General features: G+C 45.0%; 19 protein-coding genes. 13 read left to right on the plus strand and 6 right to left on the minus strand.

Annotation, left to right across the window (positions count from 1 at the left end; genetic code table 11):
• Positions 1 to 177: 177 nt before the first annotated feature.
• Both NSQ58_RS06340 and NSQ58_RS06345 read left to right on the plus strand, forming a co-directional pair.
• Positions 178 to 1,842, plus strand: a complete 1,665-nt coding sequence (locus tag NSQ58_RS06340; protein ID WP_023986554.1) for a PTS transporter subunit IIBC — start codon at positions 178 to 180, stop codon at positions 1,840 to 1,842.
• Positions 1,843 to 1,847: 5 nt separating this feature from the next.
• Entirely contained in the window at positions 1,848 to 2,669 is an 822-nt protein-coding gene (locus NSQ58_RS06345; RefSeq protein ID WP_341057057.1) for an endonuclease/exonuclease/phosphatase family protein, read from the plus strand.
• Positions 2,670 to 2,692: 23 nt separating this feature from the next.
• Here NSQ58_RS06345 and NSQ58_RS06350 read toward each other — a convergent pair whose 3' ends face one another.
• On the minus strand, positions 2,693 to 3,892 hold the full coding sequence (locus tag NSQ58_RS06350; RefSeq protein WP_068938350.1) for an MFS transporter: 1,200 nt from the start codon (positions 3,890 to 3,892) through the stop codon (positions 2,693 to 2,695).
• Positions 3,893 to 4,095: 203 nt separating this feature from the next.
• The gene (locus tag NSQ58_RS06355; RefSeq protein WP_023986557.1) at positions 4,096 to 4,593 is read right to left on the minus strand and encodes a DinB family protein; all 498 of its coding nucleotides are present in this window, start codon (positions 4,591 to 4,593) and stop codon (positions 4,096 to 4,098) included.
• Positions 4,594 to 4,912: 319 nt separating this feature from the next.
• Here NSQ58_RS06355 and NSQ58_RS06360 point away from each other — a divergent pair, with 319 nt between their 5' ends.
• The gene (locus NSQ58_RS06360; protein ID WP_023986558.1) at positions 4,913 to 5,416 is read left to right on the plus strand and encodes a MarR family transcriptional regulator; all 504 of its coding nucleotides are present in this window, start codon (positions 4,913 to 4,915) and stop codon (positions 5,414 to 5,416) included.
• Positions 5,417 to 5,618: 202 nt separating this feature from the next.
• On the opposite strand, the gene NSQ58_RS06365 is transcribed toward NSQ58_RS06360, so the two are convergent.
• Together NSQ58_RS06365 and NSQ58_RS06370 are read right to left on the minus strand one after the other, a co-directional pair.
• Positions 5,619 to 6,548, minus strand: coding sequence for a response regulator (locus tag NSQ58_RS06365; protein WP_023986559.1), 930 nt, complete (start codon positions 6,546 to 6,548; stop codon positions 5,619 to 5,621).
• Positions 6,549 to 6,553: 5 nt separating this feature from the next.
• Entirely contained in the window at positions 6,554 to 7,858 is a 1,305-nt protein-coding gene (locus tag NSQ58_RS06370; protein ID WP_076159906.1) for a sensor histidine kinase, read from the minus strand.
• A 211-nt stretch (positions 7,859 to 8,069) separates the two neighbouring features.
• Between NSQ58_RS06370 and NSQ58_RS06375 the strand changes: the two genes are divergently transcribed.
• From NSQ58_RS06375 to NSQ58_RS06420, 10 genes are all read left to right on the plus strand, one after another.
• Positions 8,070 to 9,323 carry a cation:dicarboxylate symporter family transporter gene (locus NSQ58_RS06375; protein ID WP_023986561.1) on the plus strand — a complete coding sequence of 418 codons (1,254 nt, stop codon included), beginning with the start codon at positions 8,070 to 8,072 and terminating at the stop codon, positions 9,321 to 9,323.
• A gap of 257 nt (positions 9,324 to 9,580) precedes the next feature.
• Complete coding sequence (locus NSQ58_RS06380; protein WP_023986562.1) at positions 9,581 to 11,092, plus strand: methyl-accepting chemotaxis protein; 1,512 nt, start codon at positions 9,581 to 9,583, stop codon at positions 11,090 to 11,092.
• Between the two features lie 130 nt (positions 11,093 to 11,222).
• Complete coding sequence (locus NSQ58_RS06385; protein ID WP_023986563.1) at positions 11,223 to 11,585, plus strand: DUF1304 domain-containing protein; 363 nt, start codon at positions 11,223 to 11,225, stop codon at positions 11,583 to 11,585.
• A gap of 156 nt (positions 11,586 to 11,741) precedes the next feature.
• The gene (locus tag NSQ58_RS06390) at positions 11,742 to 13,361 is read left to right on the plus strand and encodes an ABC transporter substrate-binding protein (RefSeq protein WP_310169020.1); all 1,620 of its coding nucleotides are present in this window, start codon (positions 11,742 to 11,744) and stop codon (positions 13,359 to 13,361) included.
• A 72-nt stretch (positions 13,362 to 13,433) separates the two neighbouring features.
• Complete coding sequence (locus NSQ58_RS06395) at positions 13,434 to 14,384, plus strand: ABC transporter permease (RefSeq protein WP_023986565.1); 951 nt, start codon at positions 13,434 to 13,436, stop codon at positions 14,382 to 14,384.
• Between the two features lie 4 nt (positions 14,385 to 14,388).
• Positions 14,389 to 15,234 carry an ABC transporter permease gene (locus NSQ58_RS06400; protein WP_013308329.1) on the plus strand — a complete coding sequence of 282 codons (846 nt, stop codon included), beginning with the start codon at positions 14,389 to 14,391 and terminating at the stop codon, positions 15,232 to 15,234.
• A 58-nt stretch (positions 15,235 to 15,292) separates the two neighbouring features.
• On the plus strand, positions 15,293 to 16,330 hold the full coding sequence (locus NSQ58_RS06405) for an ABC transporter ATP-binding protein (RefSeq protein ID WP_076265109.1): 1,038 nt from the start codon (positions 15,293 to 15,295) through the stop codon (positions 16,328 to 16,330).
• Complete coding sequence (locus NSQ58_RS06410; RefSeq protein WP_053324420.1) at positions 16,323 to 17,285, plus strand: ABC transporter ATP-binding protein; 963 nt, start codon at positions 16,323 to 16,325, stop codon at positions 17,283 to 17,285. The genes NSQ58_RS06405 and NSQ58_RS06410 overlap by 8 nt, the downstream gene beginning before the upstream one ends.
• 49 nt (positions 17,286 to 17,334) lie before the next feature.
• Positions 17,335 to 17,793: a hypothetical protein gene (locus NSQ58_RS06415; RefSeq protein ID WP_279835013.1), complete on the plus strand. Its 459-nt coding sequence runs from the start codon at positions 17,335 to 17,337 to the stop codon at positions 17,791 to 17,793.
• A gap of 490 nt (positions 17,794 to 18,283) precedes the next feature.
• Positions 18,284 to 19,114 carry a hypothetical protein gene (locus NSQ58_RS06420; RefSeq protein ID WP_023986570.1) on the plus strand — a complete coding sequence of 277 codons (831 nt, stop codon included), beginning with the start codon at positions 18,284 to 18,286 and terminating at the stop codon, positions 19,112 to 19,114.
• Positions 19,115 to 19,153: 39 nt separating this feature from the next.
• Here NSQ58_RS06420 and NSQ58_RS06425 read toward each other — a convergent pair whose 3' ends face one another.
• Positions 19,154 to 19,630 carry a L,D-transpeptidase gene (locus NSQ58_RS06425; RefSeq protein ID WP_023986571.1) on the minus strand — a complete coding sequence of 159 codons (477 nt, stop codon included), beginning with the start codon at positions 19,628 to 19,630 and terminating at the stop codon, positions 19,154 to 19,156.
• Between the two features lie 459 nt (positions 19,631 to 20,089).
• Positions 20,090 to 20,305: a helix-turn-helix domain-containing protein gene (locus tag NSQ58_RS06430; protein ID WP_235322351.1), complete on the minus strand. Its 216-nt coding sequence runs from the start codon at positions 20,303 to 20,305 to the stop codon at positions 20,090 to 20,092.
• Between the last annotated feature and the right edge of the window lie 1,230 nt (positions 20,306 to 21,535).

Below are 21,535 nucleotides of genomic sequence, written 5' to 3' on the forward strand. Positions count from 1 at the left end.
AAATCAACAAATTCGCGGCTTTTTCGAGTTTTTACATCATCATTAACCAAGATATTTACAATTAGGGTATTGCCAATAGAAAGCGATATCATTATAATAATTGTGCAACCGATTGCATAATGTTTATAGGGTACGAACAACGCTGTACATACTATAAGGGATGGAGATTGAAGGAGCATGAAAAAACTTCTATCATTTGATTTTTGGCAAAAGCTCGGGAAAGCACTGCTAGTGGTTGTTGCTGTCATGCCGGCAGCAGGGATTATGATTTCGCTCGGTAAAGTAGTGGCGATGTTGGCTGGCGATATCCATTTCTGGTTGACTGTCGGCGGGGTCATGGAGAATTTGGGTTGGGGTATTATCAATAATTTACACATTCTATTTGCAGTGGCGATTGGTGGTTCCTGGGCTAAGGAACGAGCGGGCGGGGCTTTTGCTGCCTTAATTGCCTTTATTCTCATTAATATTTCAACAGGAACGATTTTGGGTGTGTCCTCGAAAATGCTAACCCAGGAAGGTGCCACCACCCACACTCTTTTTGGTGCATCCATTCCGGTTAGTGGCTATTTTACCTCTGTCTTAGGGGCGCCTGCACTTAATATGGGTGTGTTTGTCGGTATCATCTCCGGATTTGTCGGGGCCGTGGTATTTAACAAGTACTACAATTACCGTAAGCTGCCAGACGCTTTAGCCTTTTTTAACGGTAAACGGTTTGTTCCTTTTGTCGTGATTTTATGGTCTGTCATCGTAAGTTTGATCATGTCTGCCATCTGGCCATTTGTTCAGGGGGGGATTAATCAGTTCGGTATTTGGTTGGCGACTTCGGGAGAGTCGGCTCCTTTTGTAGCGCCATTTGTCTATGGTACACTGGAAAGACTACTGATTCCTTTTGGACTTCACCATATGCTGACTGTTCCTATTAACTATACTCAACTTGGTGGCGTTTACACGACACTTACGGGTTCCGGGGCAGGAAGCGTCGTTGCCGGGCAAGACCCGCTGTGGCTGGCTTGGGCAAGTGACCTGAGTGCGCTTCGTGGTACCGATCCGACAGCCTACAATAGCTTGTTGGAAGGCGTGACGCCTGCCCGCTTCAAGGTAGGACAAATGATCGGTGGAGCAGGAATCCTTATGGGACTAGCGGTGGCTATGTATCGCCGTGTAGACAAAGATAAACGCAGCAAGTACAAGTCGATGATCTTTTCGGCAGCCGCAGCTGTCTTTTTAACAGGGGTAACGGAGCCACTGGAATTCATGTTTATGTTCGTAGCACCTGTGCTGTATGTGGTTTATGCTGTTCTTACCGGTATTGCGTTCGGAATGGCCGACATCATACATTTGCGTTTACATTCGTTTGGTATGATTGAACTGCTGACCCGATTGCCGTTGTCTATAAATGCGGGTTTGGTGCAGGATATTATTAACTTCGTGCTGACTTGTGTGGTGTTTGCGGTAGCAACCTACTTTATCGCTTATTTTATGATCGGTAAATTCAAAATGGCTACGCCGGGAAGACTGGGGAACTATACGGATGAGGAGCCTCAGGGCACTTCCGAGGTGGGGAATACGAAGACAGAAGGTGTGGCAGCTGTTTCCACTCAAAATCAACTGGCTACGGATATCATCAAGACGCTTGGGGGTGAGCAGAACATTGTCGAGGTGGACGCTTGCATGACCCGTCTGCGTGTGACGGTGAAGGATACAGATGCCGTTGGGGACGAAAAGACGTGGAAAGCGCTGGGTGCCTTGGGCTTGATAAAAGTAGATAATGGGGTGCAGGCGGTTTACGGACCGAAGGCCGATGTGCTTAAATCAGATATACAAGACATACTCAACAGGTGATTACTTTGAAGTTGTTAACCTTAAATGCACATGCTTGGATGGAAGAAAACCAGCACGATAAGCTAAAGCAACTGGCTGCTTTTATTAATGAACAGCAGTTTGATGTCATTGCTTTGCAGGAAGTGAACCAGTCCATGGAAGAGACTCCTTTGTCGCCGGACGATTTGGGCGCTTACTATAGCGCAGATCCTGAGGTTGTCATTAAGCGTGATAACTATGCTTATGTGCTGAACGGGCTATTGTCCAACGCCTATCATTGGACGTGGGCTCCCGCGCATGTTGGTTTTGCCAAATACGACGAGGGTTTGGCGATTCTGTCCAAAACACCAATTACAGCTACGGTGAACGAATATGTTTCCTCGCTACAGGATTATGACAACTACCGCTCGCGTAAAATTGTCGGCATTCAAACTGTGGTGGGCGGAGTGCAGACCTGGTTTGTAAGTGGACATTATAACTGGTGGAATGATGAAGAATCCTTCCGTGGACTATGGGATCGTACAACAAAAGTGCTAAATTCTTTTGCTCCGACTCCTGTGTTCATGATGGGTGATTTCAACAACGCGGCTGAAGTACGCGGAGAAGGATATGACTATGTACTGCAATCCGGCTGGTCGGACACCTATCCGAATGCAGCAGTACGTGACGAAGGCCACACGGTGATTAAAGCTATTGCTGGCTGGGAAAGTAACGCGGAGCCGCTCCGCATTGACTTTATCTTCTCCAATAAGGCTGCACAGGTACAATCCTCAACCGTTGTACTGAACGGAAAAACAGGACCAGTTGTATCGGATCATTTTGGAGTTGCAGTTGAGTTGGAGCTGTGATGAGAAGAAAGGAGGCCAGTTGCTTATGCAATTGGCCTTTTTCTTATAGATTTCGACTTAAATCGAATGACATATTGGATAACTATAGCGATCAACACCAAAATCAAATTGTAGTAAAAGGGAGTGTTGATGCTAAACCGTTCCATGAGTGCACCTGCGATGATCGGAGACACAATGGCCCCCAATTCGGACAAAGATACGACGTTGCCGATAAATGAGCTTCTATTTTCCTCAGGAATAACATCCCCTAGTTGCGAGTAAAAGGAATCCAGATAGCTGGCTCCTCCTATACCTCCGATGAACATCGCTAAGTATACGATCCATGGTTCTGTGAACCAAAGAAATAAGATGATTTCCACCATGATCAACAATAGACCGATGATACAAAGCATCAAGCGATCCTTAAGTAGATCAGATATTTTGCCAATAAAGGGTGCTGATATGAAGGTTGATATGCCGATAATTGTAAAAGCTAAGCTAATTTCTGCGGGACTCCAATGGAGCTTGTAGGTTGCATATACAGAGAAGTACGTTAAAAATATAGCGAATGCACTCATTTCAAGAAAATGAACGGTAGAATAGACAAGTAACGGTTTCGTTAACATGGTTTTTCCTTTGGGTTTCAGAGGGGGCGAATGCTGTTCTTGTGGCTTTAAGGGAGAACTGAGGAAAGTCATTCTTGAAACGGCAACGAAGGATATACATGAGAAAATAGCAACGAAATAAAACGGAATGGATAAAGAAAAATAAGAAACAATAGCTCCACTCATAAGAGGCCCTAAAATCATACCGGCACCTTCACTGCTGCTGATATATCCATTGAGCGTGCCTCGATTCTCTGCGGTGCTCATATGGTTGATCGTGACTCTTACAAAGACGGTTAGCCCTATAGCTACCAAGCCTTGGAGGAGTCTCAGTATGGATAGAATGATGAAGCTTGTTGCAATCGGAAACAGGAGCATACAAGCGATTTCGGCAATGAGTAGGCTCAACCCCAAGCGTTTTGCGCCAATCTTTTCATAAATTCGTCCTGCCATGCCTCCACCAAGAAATCTTCCCACATAAAACAGAGAAAATAAAATACTCATGCCGAGTGTAGATATCCCGAATTGCTCTACATAAATAGCAAAGAGTGGAAGGATCATACTCCCACTCATGTTAGCAATAAGGCTGATCACGATCATACAGGCGATATTACGATTTAAATATAAGTGTCTCACCATAACCTCGAAACCTCTCTTTGATCTTGCATCATGGGAACCGTTATTCGGATTGCACCTGATTACGGATAAACGGCTTCAGGTCGAGTTAGCGGGTTCCCATATAGGGTACGCAAGCGAGTTCCTCGTGGTGCCTAAATCCCAATGCAATGATGGAGGTATGAAGCAGCGGATGGGGGAAATCTTGATTAGAGCGTGGTGTTGCCTTAAGCGGGAAAGCCGCCTCCTGGTGGTGGCCAAGCTCCATAAATCCGGCGTAGCAGTACGATTTCACCCAAATGATATGAATTGTGGGAAGCGATATTCCGCAGAAGTCCTGCTTTCGTTTCACCTGGGAAATGAGCTAGTGAATCATCCAGTTGCGCGGTTTCGGCAATCTGCACAGCCTGATCCACGCCCTGTAAAAATTCATTAATAACAGCCTGCCATGCCTCTTCGCTTTGCGGTCCAGTCTCTTCGGGCCAGCTTTCCATGACATTCCCCGGAAGCTGGGGCTTCCGTCCTTCCAAATGCTCCAACATAAATTGCTGCCAGTAAATCATATGCTTCAGCAGTTGGTAAATGCTGTAAGGCATTTCTGCATTTTTCTTCCCTGCCAGCTCGACGTCGATGTCTGGTAAAGCCCGAGCTACTCGAATATGTCCACGTTCCCCGACCAGTGATTTAACCAGTGCTTGACCGAATAATTGGTTTGCATCCGACATGTATCATCATCCCTTCTATGGAGAACTTGTTTCTAGCTTATTCTCATTTTACGATTATACAATTATATTTTTCAAAATGAAAATACCTACTTAGTTTGGAGTGAAACAGAAATAACTTTTAAAAAAGGGTTGATAATCATTCTCAATTTCACTAAAATAAAATTGTTTCAAGGGAAACAAAGTATCTACACTAGATATATTTTGTATATATACGGAAATGTTAAAGGGGAGCTTTCCGTATACATATATTGTTTTCTATGAAACAAAAATGGGCTATAATGAAAGGAGGAGTATGCCAAAGGAGTGACCATTTGTTCGTATGGAGAAAGCGACATCAGTTCAGCATGTTTATGATTTGCTCATTAAGATGAATCACCAGCTGGAGCAGCATCAGCAGAGAGAGAGCATGACTATTCTCGAAGAAATCCACGAGCATTTTGATGGAATTGCTTCGCTCAATCTGACGGATGTGCACGTCATTGACTGTATCGGGAGGCATGAGCCGATTAATGTTACGACATTAGCGGATCGAATTGAGCTGAGCAAGGGTACAGTTTCGAAAGTCAGCACCAAGCTGCTCAAGGAAGGCTGGATTCGCAGAACCCAGCTTAACGACAACAAGAAAGAAATTTATTTTCGGTTAACCCCGTTGGGGAAAAGACTCTTTCTTGTGCATGAACGACTGCATGTTAAGGTACAGCAGCAGTTATTTCAATTTTTAAATCGTTATAGCTCGGAAGAACTGAATGTCTTGAAACGTCTGCTGTCCGATGGTGTAGATCTCTTGGAAGCTATGGAGTGGCAGGACAAGAGTCTGGACTAAAGGGATATCGAATCATCAACGATGGGCACCTGTTAATCTCCAAGTAATAGATACATGGGGAGATGCAGGTGCTTTTCTTTTAATGTCAGCAGTTTGCATAATTCGATTCCCAACGCTCGAAGGTACAATATTTAGACGGACTAACCCGTTCCGATCTATATATTGCTGATTTGTGAATACTCTTGGGATTTATGCAAAATGCTTAGTGTAATAGCCGTTTTGCTTCCATATAGAGCACCTGTACGAACTTTTTCGTATTAATGCGGGCTTGGGACAGTGAAGGCTCCACATTGTTTTGCAGCTCCAGCATTTTTTTGCGGATTTCTGTAAAATCAAAAAATTTGGATGCATAATTTTCAAATTTAGGATGCGTATAGTCGGTCAATCCGAGCGATACTATATGGCTTAGCGTCTGGAAAATAGCGCGGCGGACACGTTGCTCCGATGCTTTGATTTCCTTACTCAGCTCTACTGCTGAGGCTGAAGCCCCCAACCGTTTGGACGCCACATTGGCAAATATATCCTTCAACGGCGGGAACAGATAGGGAGATAGATTGCCTGTTTCCTCCTCATACTGGTCCAGAAATTCCAGCATGTCCAGTAGATCCATACTCCCGGCTTCCCCGATCATCCCCATTTCAGAGAGCAGAAACTGCCCGGAAGTTACGATGTTTCGGGTCGGTTCAATTGTTGCCGTTGGGTTATTCGATGTGAACATCGACAACCCTTGAAGCGTGCGCTGGATATCCGTAATCGATTGCTGCATGCGCAGACGCTCAGCCACCTTATGAATAACTGCAATAATCTCCAGTCGATTCAAAGGCTTGGCCACATAATATTCAATACCGAGCGAGTACGCCTCGCCGATCATGTTTTTGGATTCGATGCGAGAAATCATAATGATTTTGCCGCTGAATTGATCGCCGAGTGCACGCACGGTCTGAATGCCGTCACGAAGCGGCATCAGCAGGTCAATCAGCAATACATCAATCCGGTTCAACTCCAGGAGGCCGCTATTCACGTAGGTACCATCCTCTGCTTCCCCGATGACTTCCCCTAGACCTTCGTCTTCAATAATATCTGCCAGCATAGAACGAATTCCCTGATCGTCATCCACAATATAAAAACGCATCCGGGCTATCTTCCTTTCTCCGTCAGTTTCCGTAAAGGCAATGTAATTCTAAAAGTGGTCTGTAATCTATCTGTATTCTCTTCTTCATCCTGTTGCAGTTCAATCGTTCCTTCAAGGCTCTCCGCGACCTCACGCACATAAAACAATCCCATACCGGTCGACGGCTGTCCTTCCTCATCATACTTGGTCGTATACCCCGGTGTGAAGACCGTTTCCCGTTTCCGCTGAGGAATACCCGGACCGTTGTCGGTAACACTAAAGGAAGCTATATCCTCTTTTCCCGGGAGACAACGAATGGAAACGTCGATCCTTCCGTTGTCCTTCATTGCTTCAACCGCATTGGCTGTCAGGTTATTAATAAGTGTCAAAACGGTATAAACATGCAGCTTGGGTAACAAAGGATCGACATCTAGGGTAAAACGAATAGACTTGTCCAGCGATTGCGCATATTTGCTGTTCGTTCGGATGATTAGCTCCCCAAGCTCTTGAGAAGCCATGTAATGGACTCCGCTTTCGGCATCAATCAGCTTGGACAAACCAGCAAAAATCCGCTGGCTATCTTTTTTGATCTCGTGAACCTGTCCGGAAATACGAAGTGCCTGTCTGGCGTAATGTTCTCTATCCTTCAGAGATTCATCCTGCTGTAGCTCACGGTACAGCTCGTAGCTTTCACGAGTGATTTGTTCTGCATGTGATAGTGTTTTGCCTAACTGGACCGACTCCTCATACAAGTCCGATACAAGGAGTAAAATTCGCTCTGTCTGCTGCCTTTGTGCCTCTTCATGCTGAACCGATTGATTTAACCGAATCATATTATAAAACCCAAGCACGAAGAAGCTGCGGATCATAGCCATGAAAGCTACTTTGCTGATCTTAATGATGTCCCAGAAATCGCCGTCCATGCTCCACCGGACGCTAAGTTCCGACACACTTGCGGCAACCTCAATCCCTACAGAGAGGATGCCCACGCGGAGTGCGCGGTAAGGCTCAGCATTAATGTTAAGGACCTGGAAGAGCAGACCGTAGACCATGTAATAAAAAAAGGTAGGGCCATGTAGTGTCAACAACTCTTCGAAGGGAAGACCGGGCTGAGTGTAATGATTGAGTAAGATGCGAAAGGCCACTACAGCTATCCCTGCAAGCACTCCCGATAATGCAGGCGGAATATGACGAATAGATAACAGAAAGAAAAAAAATACAGGCGTACCAAAGCTAAGACGGAATGTATTAGCGAACGGGTGAATATTCAGCTCACCTGCGAGCGGTACAAATACAAGCATGAGTAGGAAAAGGAGTGTATTTAACTTCATCCATATTCACCTCCTGGGTATTCAGTCAGAAAGGCAATGTGAGCTAAATTCACAGGCTCGCCGTTAAAGTTTGTGAATTTATAGAAAAAAATAAATGTGGCTGTAGATAATTGTCGTTTTTTATAGATCAGATTGTAGTATAAATAACATCATTTGAATATTAAGAACAGCATACTGCAAAAATATACAAATCAGCCAGGGGGGACACGAAGTGAAAAAGATTAATTTGACGATGCAAATCTTTATCGGTCTGGCTTTAGGTATTATTATTGGTGCCTTATTTTACGGCAATTCAGGGGTGGAAGTCTACTTAAAGCCAATCGGCGATATTTTCATCCGCTTGATCAAGATGATTGTCGTGCCTATTGTGATCTCGACGCTCATTATCGGCGTTGCCGGCGTGGGAGACATGAAAAAACTAGGTAAACTTGGCGGCAAGTCTATTCTGTACTTTGAGATTGTAACGACAATCGCCATCCTTTTCGGACTGCTTGTTGCCAACTTGGTTCGACCGGGTGACGGCGTGGATATGTCCCACCTGGCCAAGAGTGATATTCATTCCTATGTGGAGACTGCAGAGAAGTCAGGCCATAGCTTTATAGATACGATTGTGCATATTGTTCCTACCAATATTATTCAAGCTCTGGGCGAGGGAGATATGCTGGCTATTATATTCTTCTCCGTACTGTTTGGACTAGGGGTAGCGGCGATTGGTGACAAGGGCAAGCCCGTGCTGAATTTCTTTGAAGGCGTAGCCGACGCCATGTTCTGGGTAACCAATCAGGTCATGCGCCTGGCTCCGTTCGGAGTATTCGCACTTATTGGAACGACAGTGGCCAAGTTTGGATTGGCCTCGTTATGGCCATTATTGAAGCTTGTTTTGTCGGTGTACGGCTCCATGGCGCTGTTCATTGTGATTGTTTTTGGAATAATTGCCAAGCTTTGCGGTACCCGACTCTGGACCATGATTAAAATTTTGAAAAGTGAGCTGTTGCTTGCATATTCGACGGCCAGTTCGGAAAGTGTTCTGCCTAAGATCATGGAGAAGATGGAGAAGTTCGGATGTCCTAAAGGAATTACTTCCTTTGTCATTCCGATAGGGTATTCTTTTAATCTGGACGGTTCCACCCTGTATCAGGCACTGGCTGCGATTTTTATTGCCCAAATGTATGGTATTGACCTGCCAATCACGACACAAATCACGCTGGTGCTAGTTTTGATTATTTCATCCAAAGGTATTGCAGGGGTGCCGGGTGCTTCCTTTGTCGTTTTGCTTGCTACACTTGGAGCAGTGAATCTCCCGCTGGAAGGTTTGGCTTTTATCGCTGGTATTGATCGCATTCTGGATATGGCGCGTACGGTAGTCAATGTATTAGGCAACTCGCTTGCCGCTGTGGTCATGTCCAAATGGGAAGGCCAATATGATAAAGAAAAGGGCGAAGAATACGTTGCTTCAATTAAATAAGATGCGACGAACTGAATAGTTGACAGAAAGAGCACCTTTGTGAAGTATTGCGAAGGTGCTCTTTTCGTTTCCAGACTTATTAAGACCTTTCCTTTTTCGACATTTTTCGATGTTTTTTGTATGAATATATAGGTATATGGACATAAAAATGATTCTTATTACCTATGCAATTTTAGATTTATTTATAATGATTCTTAATAAAATTCCGATATTAAACTATATCGTTTTATATATTGGCTTAGAAGGGAAGAGCATATATGTTTTTTAAAAAAAATGAGACCGACTCACTTGCTCCTTTAGTAGAAGAAAGCCGCAAACTTTCACAAAGAATACAGCAGAAGGATTATTCCGCCGCAATACAAGTTTCAACCAAATCTTCCGAGGTTCAAGAAATCGCAAACAATGTCAACCAAGCGCTTGAGTCCATGAAAAAGGATGCTCAACATGTTGACATCCGTCTGAAGCTTGTTACCAAGGCTATAGAGATTGGCTTATGGGACATGGAGGTGGTTGCGGGTGATCCCGTCAATCCAAGTAATACGTTCACATGGTCAGAAGAATTTCGTGCTATGCTGGGGTATCAGAGCGAAAAGGACTTCCCCAATGTATTAAACAGCTGGGCATCCCGGCTGCACCCCGAAGATCATGACAGGTCATTGGCGGCTTTGTCAGATCATTTGCTGGATTTTACGGGAAAGACGCCTTATGACGTACAGTATCGTTTGAAGCTGAAGCATGGAGAATACCGCTGGTTCCGGGCTACCGGAACGACGATCCGCGATCAGCAGGGAGTGCCGCTTCGAATTGCGGGTGCTCTATTGGATGTGCACGACCAGAAGATTAAGTCCGAGGAGTTGCAGGCTCTAGTTACAAGATATGATCTCATCAATCGTGTTTTGGTGGAGGCTCCATATGATGTCATTCTGGCTGATGGAGACATTGAGAACCCGGATAATATATTTTGGTGGTCCCAGCAATTCCGCCACACCTTGGGCTTTAAGGATGAGCAGGACTTCCCGAGTGTACTAAGCAGTTGGAGTTCGCGTATACATCCTGACGATGCCGAGCATGCGTTTAAGGCTGTAGTTGATCATTTAAATGACTATTCAGATCGTACGCCATATGACATGGTGTGTCGCTTGCAAAGTAAAAATGGCGAATATCGCTGGTATCAAAACAGTGGAAGAAGCATACGCGATAGCAAGGGAGTGCCTATTCGTATTGCCGGGACCATTCGTGATATCACAGTGGAAAAGGAAAAGCAGGCTGTCGCGGATGAGCTTACGCTCAAAATCCAGCATCTCTCCGATTCCATTACGGAAATGGTGAACGGCGTTAACTCGGTTAGTAACCAGGCGCAGGAGCTGGCAACAGCTCAGGAGCAATCGACAGAGGCAGCGAATCAAGCCAAAGTCAGTGCAGAAGAAACCCAAAATATTTCCAACTTCATTAAAGAGATTGCGAATCAAACAAATCTGCTGGGTCTGAATGCTGCCATTGAAGCATCGCGTGCGGGCGAGCAGGGGCGGGGTTTTGCGGTAGTCGCAGATGAAGTGAGAAAACTCGCCATTCACAGTGCTGATGCAACCGGAAATATCGAGACCAGTCTGGACGAAATGAAGACACTCATCGAGCGGATTTTGCACAATATCGGTAACATGTCTACGCTGACACAGACACAAGCCGCGCTAACGCAGCAAGTGAATGCGTCTACGGACGAGATCAACAGCATGTCCAAATCTTTGTTGGATTTTGCAAGAACGATGTAAGGCTTCATGTAGAAATGAGGCCGGGCCTTAGGCTCGGTCTCTTTACTGTTTTTGGAAGATGAACTATACTTTTCGAGGATAGATCTAAAAATCACCTCATAGTAACTTTATGTGGAAAAGAGGAATATACTTGAGCTTACTTAGTTCAATATTGGTCGGAATTGTAGCTCTGGAGCATGTGTACATTCTAATATTGGAAATGTTTCTGTGGACGACTCCGCGGGCGATGCGTACGTTCGGCACCTCGAAGGAGCTGGCAGAAGCAAGCAAATCCCTGGCTGCAAATCAGGGGCTGTACAACGGCTTTTTGGCAGCCGGATTGGTGTGGGGCTTGTTCTATCCAGATACTGTGATCGGGCGGCAAATCCAATTATTCTTTGTCATTTGTGTGGTAGTGGCTGCGTTGTATGGTGCATTAACTGCTAATAAGTCTATTTTATTAAAGCAAGGCCTGCCTGCCATCCTGGCACTGATCAGTTTGTGGATACTCTGAAGACACCCTTACCGGGTGTTTTTTTCTAGATTCGATCACATAATGTCTGGAATGCTAATGACAAGGGGAATAAACAGTTTTTGATCGATTGTAAATCCGACTATTCCGATTTATAATAAATTTATTACATACTAAGAGGACACGGGGGCTAGAGCGATGCGTCGTAATTTGACTGGTGTATTGGTATTAATTGTATTAATGTTGGTTGTAAGTGCATGCTCCGGCGGGAATTCTGGATCTACGTCTGAGACGAATGGGAATACGCCTGGTACAGCTACCACAACAGCTGATAACGGACAGCCTAAAGATGGCGGCAGCCTGATCATTGGCGTACAAGCTGATCCGGTGGTGCTGAATCCAAACTATGCGGGTGATCGGGTAAGTCTGACGATAGACCAGGCGATATTCGCACCATTGTTTCAAGTGAACAATGGCAAAAAGACATTTTATTTGGCAGACAGTCTGACTCCTTCAGCAGACAAGCTGACTTATACACTAAAACTGAAAAAAGATCTGACTTGGCATGATGGCGAGAAGCTGACAGCTGACGATGTCGTTTTCACCATTAACAAAATTTTGGACGAGAAGCAGCACAGCTTTTTGAGAAGTAATTTTATGGTTAATGGCAAACCGGTACAGGCGAGCAAGGTTGATGATACAACGGTCGATTTCAAGCTTCCTCAGCCAGCTCCTGCTTTTGAGGCAGCACTGGTACAGGTATCCCCGATTCCGAAGCACATTTTCGAGAATGAAGCGGATATTGAGAAAAGCACGAAAAACGACTCTCCGATTGGATCAGGTCCTTTCAAATTTAAAGAGTACAAAACTGGTGAGTACGTTACACTCGAACGGTTCGATAACTATGTTGGCGGCAAGCCGCATCTGGATTCAGTAACATACCGGATTGTTAAAGATTCGAATGCTGCGAATTTGGCCCTTCAAAATGGTGAGATCAATGTAAACTATCTCGATCCGCAAAATGTAGAGACCATTAAAGCAACAGATAAGTTTGACATTTTCCCTTACAGCGAAGGTCGCTTGGCTTATCTGATGTTTAATGAAAACAGTGATACGAAGCAGTTGAACAAAAAAGAAGTGCGTCAGGCGCTTTCTTATGCATTGAATCAGGATGAATTGATTCAAGTCTCCTATGGTTCCAAGGATTATGCAGATACTGCGAAATCTGCTCTGACACAGGATGTACTGTATCACACGAACGACGTTGCATTTTTCAATAATGATGTGAACAAGGCGAAGGAGCTGCTGAAATCGGCTGGAGCTGAAGGACTGAAACTGCGCATTATCATTCCGGGCGGCAACAAGGTACAGGAAGCACAAGCGCTCTATATCCAGCAGAAGTTAAAGGACATAGGCGTTCAGCTGGACGTGAACAGCATGGATTCCTCAGCATGGTCACAAAAGTTCGTCGATACGAATGCCAAGGACTTCGATCTGGCGATCAGCGGCTATATCATGGGGTATGACCCTGACGCGTATCGTATTTTGTATAGCACCGGATCGTCCTCCAATTATTCGCATTATTCAAATAAAGAAGTGGATAAGCTGCTGGAAGAGGGCGCGGGTGAGTCGGATACGACTAAACGTGGAGAAATTTATAAAAAGGTACAGGAGCTGCTGGCTGAGGATGCTGTCATCTACCCGATTGCTTACACCAAGACTATTGTAGCCTTCGACAAGCAGTATGGCGGTATTGATCAGGCTGTGTTGAAGCCGGTCGTGATTTTCGAGGATTTGTCCAAAATTTATCACAAATAAGACAGGGTTTTCAAAAATAAGCTGGGCTAACCAGCTTATTTTTTTCGAAAACAGCAAGGGGAAGGGAAACGTATGAGACAACTCATCGCCAGAAGGTTGCTGCAAGTTATACCGATGCTATTTTTTGTGTCCATCGTCTGCTTCGGCTTGATCAAGCTGGCTCCAGGTGATCCGGTTCTCTCTTTTGTTACACCGAATATGCATCTGGAAGACATTGAACGAATGAGGCATAGCTTGGGGCTGGACCAGCCCGCTTATGTGCAGTACATATTATGGCTTAAAAAGAGCCTAACGGGTGATCTCGGCTACTCGCTAATTAATCACCAGCCTGTGCTGGATCAGATTCTCGATCGTCTACCGGCTACAGCCGGGTTAATGGGCGCATCTATCATACTGGCTGTGCTGATTGCAATTCCACTCGGTTTGACGGCTGCGGCTAATCGGAATCGCTGGATCGACAAGCTCATTAATCTGATGTCGTACATCGGGATATCTGTTCCGCTGTTTTGGCTCGGTATTTTACTTATTTATTTGTTTGCGATTTATCTGCACTGGCTTCCGAGTACAGGGATGCGTACCATCGGTACGGACTCGGTGCTGGATGTGATTAAGCATGGAATTTTACCATGTTTTGTACTGGCTTTCGGCTTTCTGTCTGTGTATGTGAGGTACATCCGTTCCAGCACGATTACGCAGCTCAAGGAAGAGTATGTGCAGATTCAATACGCGTTCGGGTCTGGAAAAAGACTGGTTTTGTTTCGACATGTGCTCAAGCATGTGCTATTGCCCATCATTACACTGCTCGGAATGTCGGTTGCGGACCTGGTGGCTGGAGCCATTGTGACGGAGACGGTATTTTCCTGGCCGGGCATTGGCTCGCTGGGTATGACGGCGGTGAAAGGGATGGATTATCCCGTCATCATGGGGATTACTTTATTTTCCGCTCTGCTGCTGATCCTGGGTAATCTGCTTGCAGATATCTTATACAGCATTGCGGACCCGAGAATTAAATCAACGAGGTGAATTCATGAATCGGAGCAAATGGCGCAACATCGGGATCGAGCTGATGACGAGCAAAATGGGCGCCGTCGCCCTCATACTATTGATCGTATTCTCGCTGGGGGCGATTTTCGCATTTTTATCGCCGCAGGACCCAAATAAGTTGAACGTGCTAGAGCGTCTCCAACCGCCGGGAGCGGCACACTGGTTTGGGACGGATGATTATGGGCGGGACTATTTTACAAGAGCACTGTACGGTGGACGTGTATCATTGCTGGTAGGCTTCGCGTCCATGATTATTGCGACCAGTATCGGTGCAGTGGTAGGTATTGTGAGCGGATATTTTGGAGGATGGATCGACAATCTGCTTATGCGGGTTTTGGAGCTGATCATGTCGATTCCGTCTTTCTTGGTTATTTTGCTGCTGAGTGTGTTTTTGAAGCCGGGCGTCGGCAATATCATTGTCATTATCGCCCTGCTCATGTGGATGAACATTGCCCGGGTGGTTCGTGCAGAGACAATGACGTTGCGCGAACGGGAGTATGTACTATACGCCAAAGCTTCGGGACAAAGTACGTTTGGTATTATTATGAAGCACATCGTACCGAATCTGATTCCGGTAATTATCGTAGGGGCGACGAACAATATCGCTTCAGCGATTATGATGGAATCGTCACTGAGCTTCCTCGGCTTTGGTGTTCAGCTACCGAACGCTACGTGGGGCAGTATGCTGAATAATGCCCAAGGATATATTGCACAGGCCCCATATATGGCATTATTCCCAGGTCTACTTATTTTACTGACTGTGTTGAGCTTTAATGTTTTGGGAGATGTGTTGCGTGTAGGCTTTGAACCCAAATTAGTAAAACGATGATTCATAGCACAGATCCATTACAAATGGCTCCAGGAGCGACAGGAAGGAGCGAAACACAATGACGGAACATCTACTGTCCGTCGAACAGCTGGAGGTCTCCTTTTTCACTCGTGAAGGGGAAAATCAGGCAGTTCGAGGGGTTAGTTTTCATATTGATGCTGGAGAAACGGTAGGAATCGTAGGAGAATCCGGCAGCGGCAAAAGTGTTACAGCGAAAGCGATCATGTCGATGATCGCCCCGCCGGGCAAGCGGCTGAGCGGCGATATCCGTTATCGGGGACAAAGTCTGACCGCTCTGACGGAAAAGCAATGGCGCAAAATACGCGGAAACCAGATTGCGATGGTCTTTCAGGACCCGATGACCTCACTGAATCCGGTCAAAAAGGTTGGCTATCACCTGGTTGAGGTGATCCGCAGACATCGAAGACTGAGCAAGGAAGCGGCTACGCAAGCAGCTGTAGAACTGCTGCGACAAGTAGGCATTACCGAGCCGGAGCGCCGAATGAACCAATACCCGCATCAATTCAGTGGCGGGATGCGCCAGCGGGTGATGATTGCCATGGCGCTCTCGTGCAGCCCGGAGCTGCTGATTGCAGATGAGCCGACTACAGCGCTGGACGTGACGATTCAGGCGCAAATCTTGGAGCTGCTCAAGACGCTGAAGCAGCAATCCGACATGTCGATTGCTCTGATCACCCATGATCTGGGCGTCGTCGCCCAGGTGTGTAGCCGTGTCATCGTCATGTACGGCGGTATGGTGATGGAGGAGGGGCGCGTGGACGATATCTTTTATCGTCCGGGCCACCCGTATACGCAGGGCCTGCTGCGTTCTGTGCCCCAGCGCACGAACGGCTTCCGCGAGCGGCTGGTGCCGATTGAGGGCACGCCGCCAGACCTGCTGAACCCGCCATCGGGCTGTCCGTTCATGGAACGGTGCCCGCATGCGTTTGCCCGCTGTGTGGAGCGGCCGCCGATGGTGGAGCTGCGCCCGGATCAGCGAGCAGCCTGCTGGTTGAACGAGCCGGACGCAGTGCCTGCTGGAGTCTACGAGACGCCCGAAGCGGGGCAAGCGGAAGGGGGGAATAACGGTGAGTGAAGCAAACGATGTATTGGGTGAGCATCAGCCCTTGGTAGAGGTACACCAGCTTAAGAAGCATTTTGTGACCGCAAAGGATTTGTTAGGGCGTAGCTCTGAGGTGCTCAAGGCGGTGGATGGCGTGAGCTTTCAAATCAAGCGTGGTGAGACGTTCGGACTGGTCGGTGAGTCAGGTAGTGGGAAATCAACGGTTGGACGCTGTCTGACACGGTTATACGATTATACAGAAGGTATGGTACGCTTTGACGGTCAGGATATTTCCAAGCTGAACGACAAACAGCTCAAGCCGCTGCGTCGGCGCATTCAGAGCATTTTTCAGGACCCATATTCCTCTCTTAATCCGGGTATGAACGTGCTTGACCTGATCGGTGAGCCGATGGATATTCACAGATTGCATCAGGGGAGTGAGCGTAAGGATGCTGTAGTGGCTTTGCTTGAAAAGGTAGGGCTGAAGCGGGAACATCTGTATCGCTACTCGCACGAGTTCAGCGGCGGGCAGCGCCAGCGGATTTCCATCGCTCGTGCTCTCTCCGTGAACCCCGAGTTCATCGTCTGTGACGAGCCGATTTCGGCACTCGATGTGTCCATCCAGGCGCAGGTCATTAACACGCTGGAGGATCTCCAGCAGGAGTTCGGGCTGACGTACCTGTTCATCGCCCATGACTTGTCGATGGTGCGGCATATTTCAGACCGAATCGGTGTGATGTACCATGGGCGACTGGTAGAAGTAGCTGATGCAGATGAGTTGTATGAGCAGCCCGCTCACCCTTATACGCAGGCGCTGCTGTCCTCCATCCCTGTGCCTGATCCGAGAGCAGTCGGAGAGCGGGAGGGACTGGAGGGGGGCTTGGCCCAACCAGACGGCTCATTAGTATGGGACAAGGATAACAACAGTGCAACCGAGCTGAGAGAAATCAGTCCCGGCCATTATGTAGCATACCCGGTTAACCGTTAGGGTTAAGAGCGGTTGTACGATGTGCATGACCCAAAGGAGGTAAAAAACGATGACTGAATTGACGAAAAGAGTACGTATTTCCCAATGGGACGCACTCTTGCTGGAATCATTACGCTCTTTAGGCTGGTCCCAAGACGAATTAATCCGTCGGGTGCAGCAAAATGAGCTGCCAACGGACGGACCATCCGATTTTGATTATACAGAGCTTGTCACCGGGCTGGCGTCCAAAGAGCCGGAAGTGTTTGTCAGCGCGGTAACGGACGGATATCAGATCAAGTACAATACGATCCGGGGCATCCGTTCGTGGATTGCCGTTGCGTTCGGGCGGGAGCCTGAGCTGTCACTGGAGGAAGGAAGCGAAGCTGTTACATCCGAACTGACGAAGGCTGAGTATGATCGGCTGGAGGGAGTGCTGTCGTTAGGCTGGTTCATCCAGGAATTACGTCCCGCGGCTGGCGAGACTTCAGGATTATACCGAATTGTACCTGCTGCACAGATTAAAAGTTGACTTTGTAGGGCTCGTTCTGCAAAATCAACAGAAGTGGAAAATGTCCAAGGTGAAAAGGCTACAGCCGATAACTGGTGTACTTAGAGAACTTTATTTGAAGTCAGGGAGTCAATGTGCTTTTCCTGATTGTGTTAAACAGATTGTGATTGTGGATATGGATTTTACTAAACTAGATAAGTAACGGTAAGGCTGGGCGGTTGCTCAGCTTTTTTCTTTACGCATGGAGTCGGTATGTCTGTAATCCCGTGAAAGCGCGCTTGCCAGCCCCAATGTCGTCCAACCTTATGGCGGAATGTTTGACTTGGGATGGTCTGCTAGAGCGGGCGAAAGTATCACCCTTGCCTTAACGTTTTCCAATTGTTATGTAATTATTTTCAATAAACAAGAAACAAATTCACGATTTTCACGTCTATGTATATAGATATAGTTTTAGGAAAACCTTGGATCAAGACCTGTAGAACAATAATTTTTTTACAAAGGAGCAATTAAAATGAAAAATCTAAGATTAAAATACGCTACTGCTTTCCTGTCGAGTGTAGTGCTTGTGGGAAGTGTAAGTGGTTTTTCTATTGCCAATGCTAATAGTACATTACGCCCTAATACGTATGTTCAAAGTTCAGTTAATGCTGTAAATCCATCTGTGTATCAGTCCATAACTAAGTTTAAAAAGAGCGAGACCCCAAATCAGTTGATTTGGAAGGAGAACAACATTTCGTTAGTGGCAAAAAAAATTGAGCTAGAAAATGCACCAAGTTCTGAGAAAAGTGTTATTACATCAATAACGATCAAAAAAGGAGAAAAGAGTTATACCATTAAAACAGATGGATATAATGATAAACTGCGTGATATATCGAGCGCAGTATTATCTCCTTCTAATACATGGTTGGCTATACAGGCACAGCGGAGTGCAGGAGATACGTTACTACTGATCAATCTTAAAACCGGAAAATCTACCATTGTAAATGATCTTTTAAAGGCTAAAGGCAAAAAAAATATAGAATCAATTACTGCTTATAACTGGTCACCTAAAGAAGATCAAATTGCCTTTTCGTACGGTGATACATCAAGCAGCTCCATAGCTATATATAACACAAATAAGGATGCCTTTATATATCTTCCTAGGGAAACGGATTACATCAGCACAAGTCTGATTTTATGGCATAAAAATGGGAAAAATTTAGACTATATAAGTGAGTATCCATCTGACCAAAAGAAATTATACAGATACTCAATGGACAGCAAAAAAGTGAAACCTGTTAAAAAAATTAGCCAGAGAGAATTTCAACAATGGTTCAAACTTGATAAATACAAATCAAATTAATACAAAAAAGGGCGGAGTTTTACCTCCGCTCTTAATTTTTTAGCTTTCGCTTATTGTGATCTTACCAGAACTACCGTTTTGCTCAAGAACTTGAATTAGTGCTCTTTGATCGCTGTTAGTAAGTCTAATGCAACCGTATGTTGGACGCAAAGGATACCATGTTAAAGATGTGCTCTTAGCAGGGTCTCCGCCATGAATCATAATTTCGTCGCGGCCATTATTTGTAGCAGTCAGGAAGTTTCCACTTACCGCTTGATTCAGCCACACACGCTTATAAGGACCATAAGAGTAGTCAGAATCACCTTTAGCATAAACAATTGTTTTCGCGACACCCGTAGGAATGTCTGCATATTTAAGTCTCCAGTTCGTATGATCCTGACCGTTTTTTGCATCATTTGATCCACGGCCTAAAGCTTCTACAGGTCCAAATACCAAACTGCCACTATCATTATAAACTTTCAGTGTTCCTTTGTAATCTCGATTAGATGGAAAATTAGCAATAATGTGATAACCCATTGTTAAACGCCTCCATTAGTTTAGTTGAGAGTGGATTTGATGGAGTCGCTAACATCTAAATGGCTCCACATTCTTTGATGTTAGTCTTCAATTCCCTCTCACTTATGTAGGTGATTTAAGGCTGTGAATTACAACCAATCGTGAAAAATGCGAATACATAAAATTTTTTCAATTCATGTACTTTGCTCGATTATCCCCTACACTTATATAGGAGTTGGGGACTGTAACTACACAACCTGAATATGAACTTTTTCTAGATCGAGAAAATCCCTCTCTAAATTTGAATAGCCCCTCTAGCTAGAATAGATCCTGGGATAAACCTTTGGATTATCCTGTATAATTTAAAATTATGCTCAAGATGTGAGAAGAGTTGAGGAGTATATTCCAACTCGACCACAGCAAAAACTAAATAAGCTGCCTCCGGTAGAGTAACTGGAAGCAGCTTATCGCTAAGGACTCTTATTTTTTCATGATAAACTCAAGAAGTTCGGTTTTCATACTCTGGATGGCATCCTCTTTTGGCATAAGGATAAATTTACTTAATCGTTTAATATCTGGATCGAAATATTGGAAAATTGCATTCATAGCCTCTACATCGGATTTGGTTTGGGCAAGTTCTACTAATTTCATAAACTCATCATCTGACATAAATCGTGAAGCACCTTCTTTTTCCATTTGTTCACCGCCTGTTGTGTAATATGTAGTTCCTTGGCAACTTGGCCTTCCTTTTTATCGTTTATGTAAATTTCATAGATGACCTTTTTGCCTACCTCAGACCTTAGTCTATTAATGTATGATTTCATCATTATTTTGTTATCATATTCTTCCGAAAACGAGGTTTGAAAGAGATTAGGCTTGGATTCTAAAGAAATTTCACGTTTCCGATTTCGTTTTGTACGATACTGCATTCTCCAAGCAATTCTATAAAGCTCGCGTCGGTAATCTTCGATAGCACCCATCGGAAATTTCCTCCCTTATGTTCATATACGTACATATAAGGTAGGAGTTCTCAAAATCAATATAACAACCAATTTATAGAATCAATTTTCTTTTTTTAGCGAATATAATAAAATTTTGAATTATTTTGGAATTATCTGAAATTGCCGTGCAGAAACCCCTAAAATTCCGTGAAGAACCCGGGCGATTATATCGGCTTGTGTTGGTTCTTTTTTTGTTGGAAAAGTGGGGTGTATCATCCATCTGGCTCAGAAAAACTGGTGGTTGCAGGGGGATATATCATGGGATGGTTAGCAGAGGGCGTAAAAACGAAAAATTGACTTGACCATTCAGGAAGTTACTATAGTTGATGTTGATTATAGTGGGTCAACCATGCGGATCAACAGTAGGTATCAATCTCACGTTTAGTTGTGAAGAGTGAAAGAAAAGATTCTTCATTGAATCCAGCAGTGCTGGTTATGTAGGTATATTTATGTATAAAATGATATATATTTTTTCTTTTCTAGGCTTAATTCAAAAGGTTCATTAAAAAAAAGCGAGCATCTTGCAGCTGTTGGTATATAACTTGTGCCGTGTCGTTTAGGTAATCAGACAGAAGAAGTATTTCGTCCCATACATGCTGTGTAAATTTGAGATGTAGCAGCTCCACATTTTTGTCCATTGTATGATGATCGGACAACAGGTAGGTGAGATCTTTAACTGATATGATTTCATCCATTATAAATACCGTCTTTCATTGGTTATTATTTAGAATTAGATATTTTTACGCCAATCGGCATAAAAATTTTGTGAAGAGTCAGGATACTTTTAAAGGATTACGATACGACCCAAACTATCCAAGGGTCTAATGATTCCCGTGGTTTTCACCCTGTCCACCTCCGTTATTTGATCCAATAATACCAATATATCTTTAATTTTGCCTTTGCTAATAGGCTAAATTTACACAAT

Origin of the sequence: Paenibacillus sp. FSL M7-0134, from assembly GCF_038007865.1 — a bacterium.
Classification (GTDB): Bacteria; Bacillota; Bacilli; order Paenibacillales; family Paenibacillaceae; genus Paenibacillus; species Paenibacillus polymyxa_B.

Excerpts from the sequence above, each read along its gene's own strand:
- NSQ58_RS06370 (WP_076159906.1), bottom strand. The coding sequence starts at position 7,858 with ATGAAGTTAAATACACTCCTTTTCCTACTCATGCTTGTATTTGTACCG.
- NSQ58_RS06390 (WP_310169020.1), top strand. The coding sequence starts at position 11,742 with ATGCGTCGTAATTTGACTGGTGTATTGGTATTAATTGTATTAATGTTG.
- NSQ58_RS06380 (WP_023986562.1), top strand. The coding sequence starts at position 9,581 with ATGTTTTTTAAAAAAAATGAGACCGACTCACTTGCTCCTTTAGTAGAA.
- NSQ58_RS06340 (WP_023986554.1), top strand. The coding sequence starts at position 178 with ATGAAAAAACTTCTATCATTTGATTTTTGGCAAAAGCTCGGGAAAGCA.
- NSQ58_RS06425 (WP_023986571.1), bottom strand. The coding sequence starts at position 19,630 with ATGGGTTATCACATTATTGCTAATTTTCCATCTAATCGAGATTACAAA.
- NSQ58_RS06415 (WP_279835013.1), top strand. The coding sequence starts at position 17,335 with ATGACTGAATTGACGAAAAGAGTACGTATTTCCCAATGGGACGCACTC.
- NSQ58_RS06420 (WP_023986570.1), top strand. The coding sequence starts at position 18,284 with ATGAAAAATCTAAGATTAAAATACGCTACTGCTTTCCTGTCGAGTGTA.
- NSQ58_RS06400 (WP_013308329.1), top strand. The coding sequence starts at position 14,389 with ATGAATCGGAGCAAATGGCGCAACATCGGGATCGAGCTGATGACGAGC.
- NSQ58_RS06395 (WP_023986565.1), top strand. The coding sequence starts at position 13,434 with ATGAGACAACTCATCGCCAGAAGGTTGCTGCAAGTTATACCGATGCTA.
- NSQ58_RS06405 (WP_076265109.1), top strand. The coding sequence starts at position 15,293 with ATGACGGAACATCTACTGTCCGTCGAACAGCTGGAGGTCTCCTTTTTC.
- NSQ58_RS06360 (WP_023986558.1), top strand. The coding sequence starts at position 4,913 with ATGGAGAAAGCGACATCAGTTCAGCATGTTTATGATTTGCTCATTAAG.
- NSQ58_RS06365 (WP_023986559.1), bottom strand. The coding sequence starts at position 6,548 with ATGCGTTTTTATATTGTGGATGACGATCAGGGAATTCGTTCTATGCTG.
- NSQ58_RS06355 (WP_023986557.1), bottom strand. The coding sequence starts at position 4,593 with ATGTCGGATGCAAACCAATTATTCGGTCAAGCACTGGTTAAATCACTG.
- NSQ58_RS06430 (WP_235322351.1), bottom strand. The coding sequence starts at position 20,305 with ATGGAAAAAGAAGGTGCTTCACGATTTATGTCAGATGATGAGTTTATG.
- NSQ58_RS06350 (WP_068938350.1), bottom strand. The coding sequence starts at position 3,892 with ATGGTGAGACACTTATATTTAAATCGTAATATCGCCTGTATGATCGTG.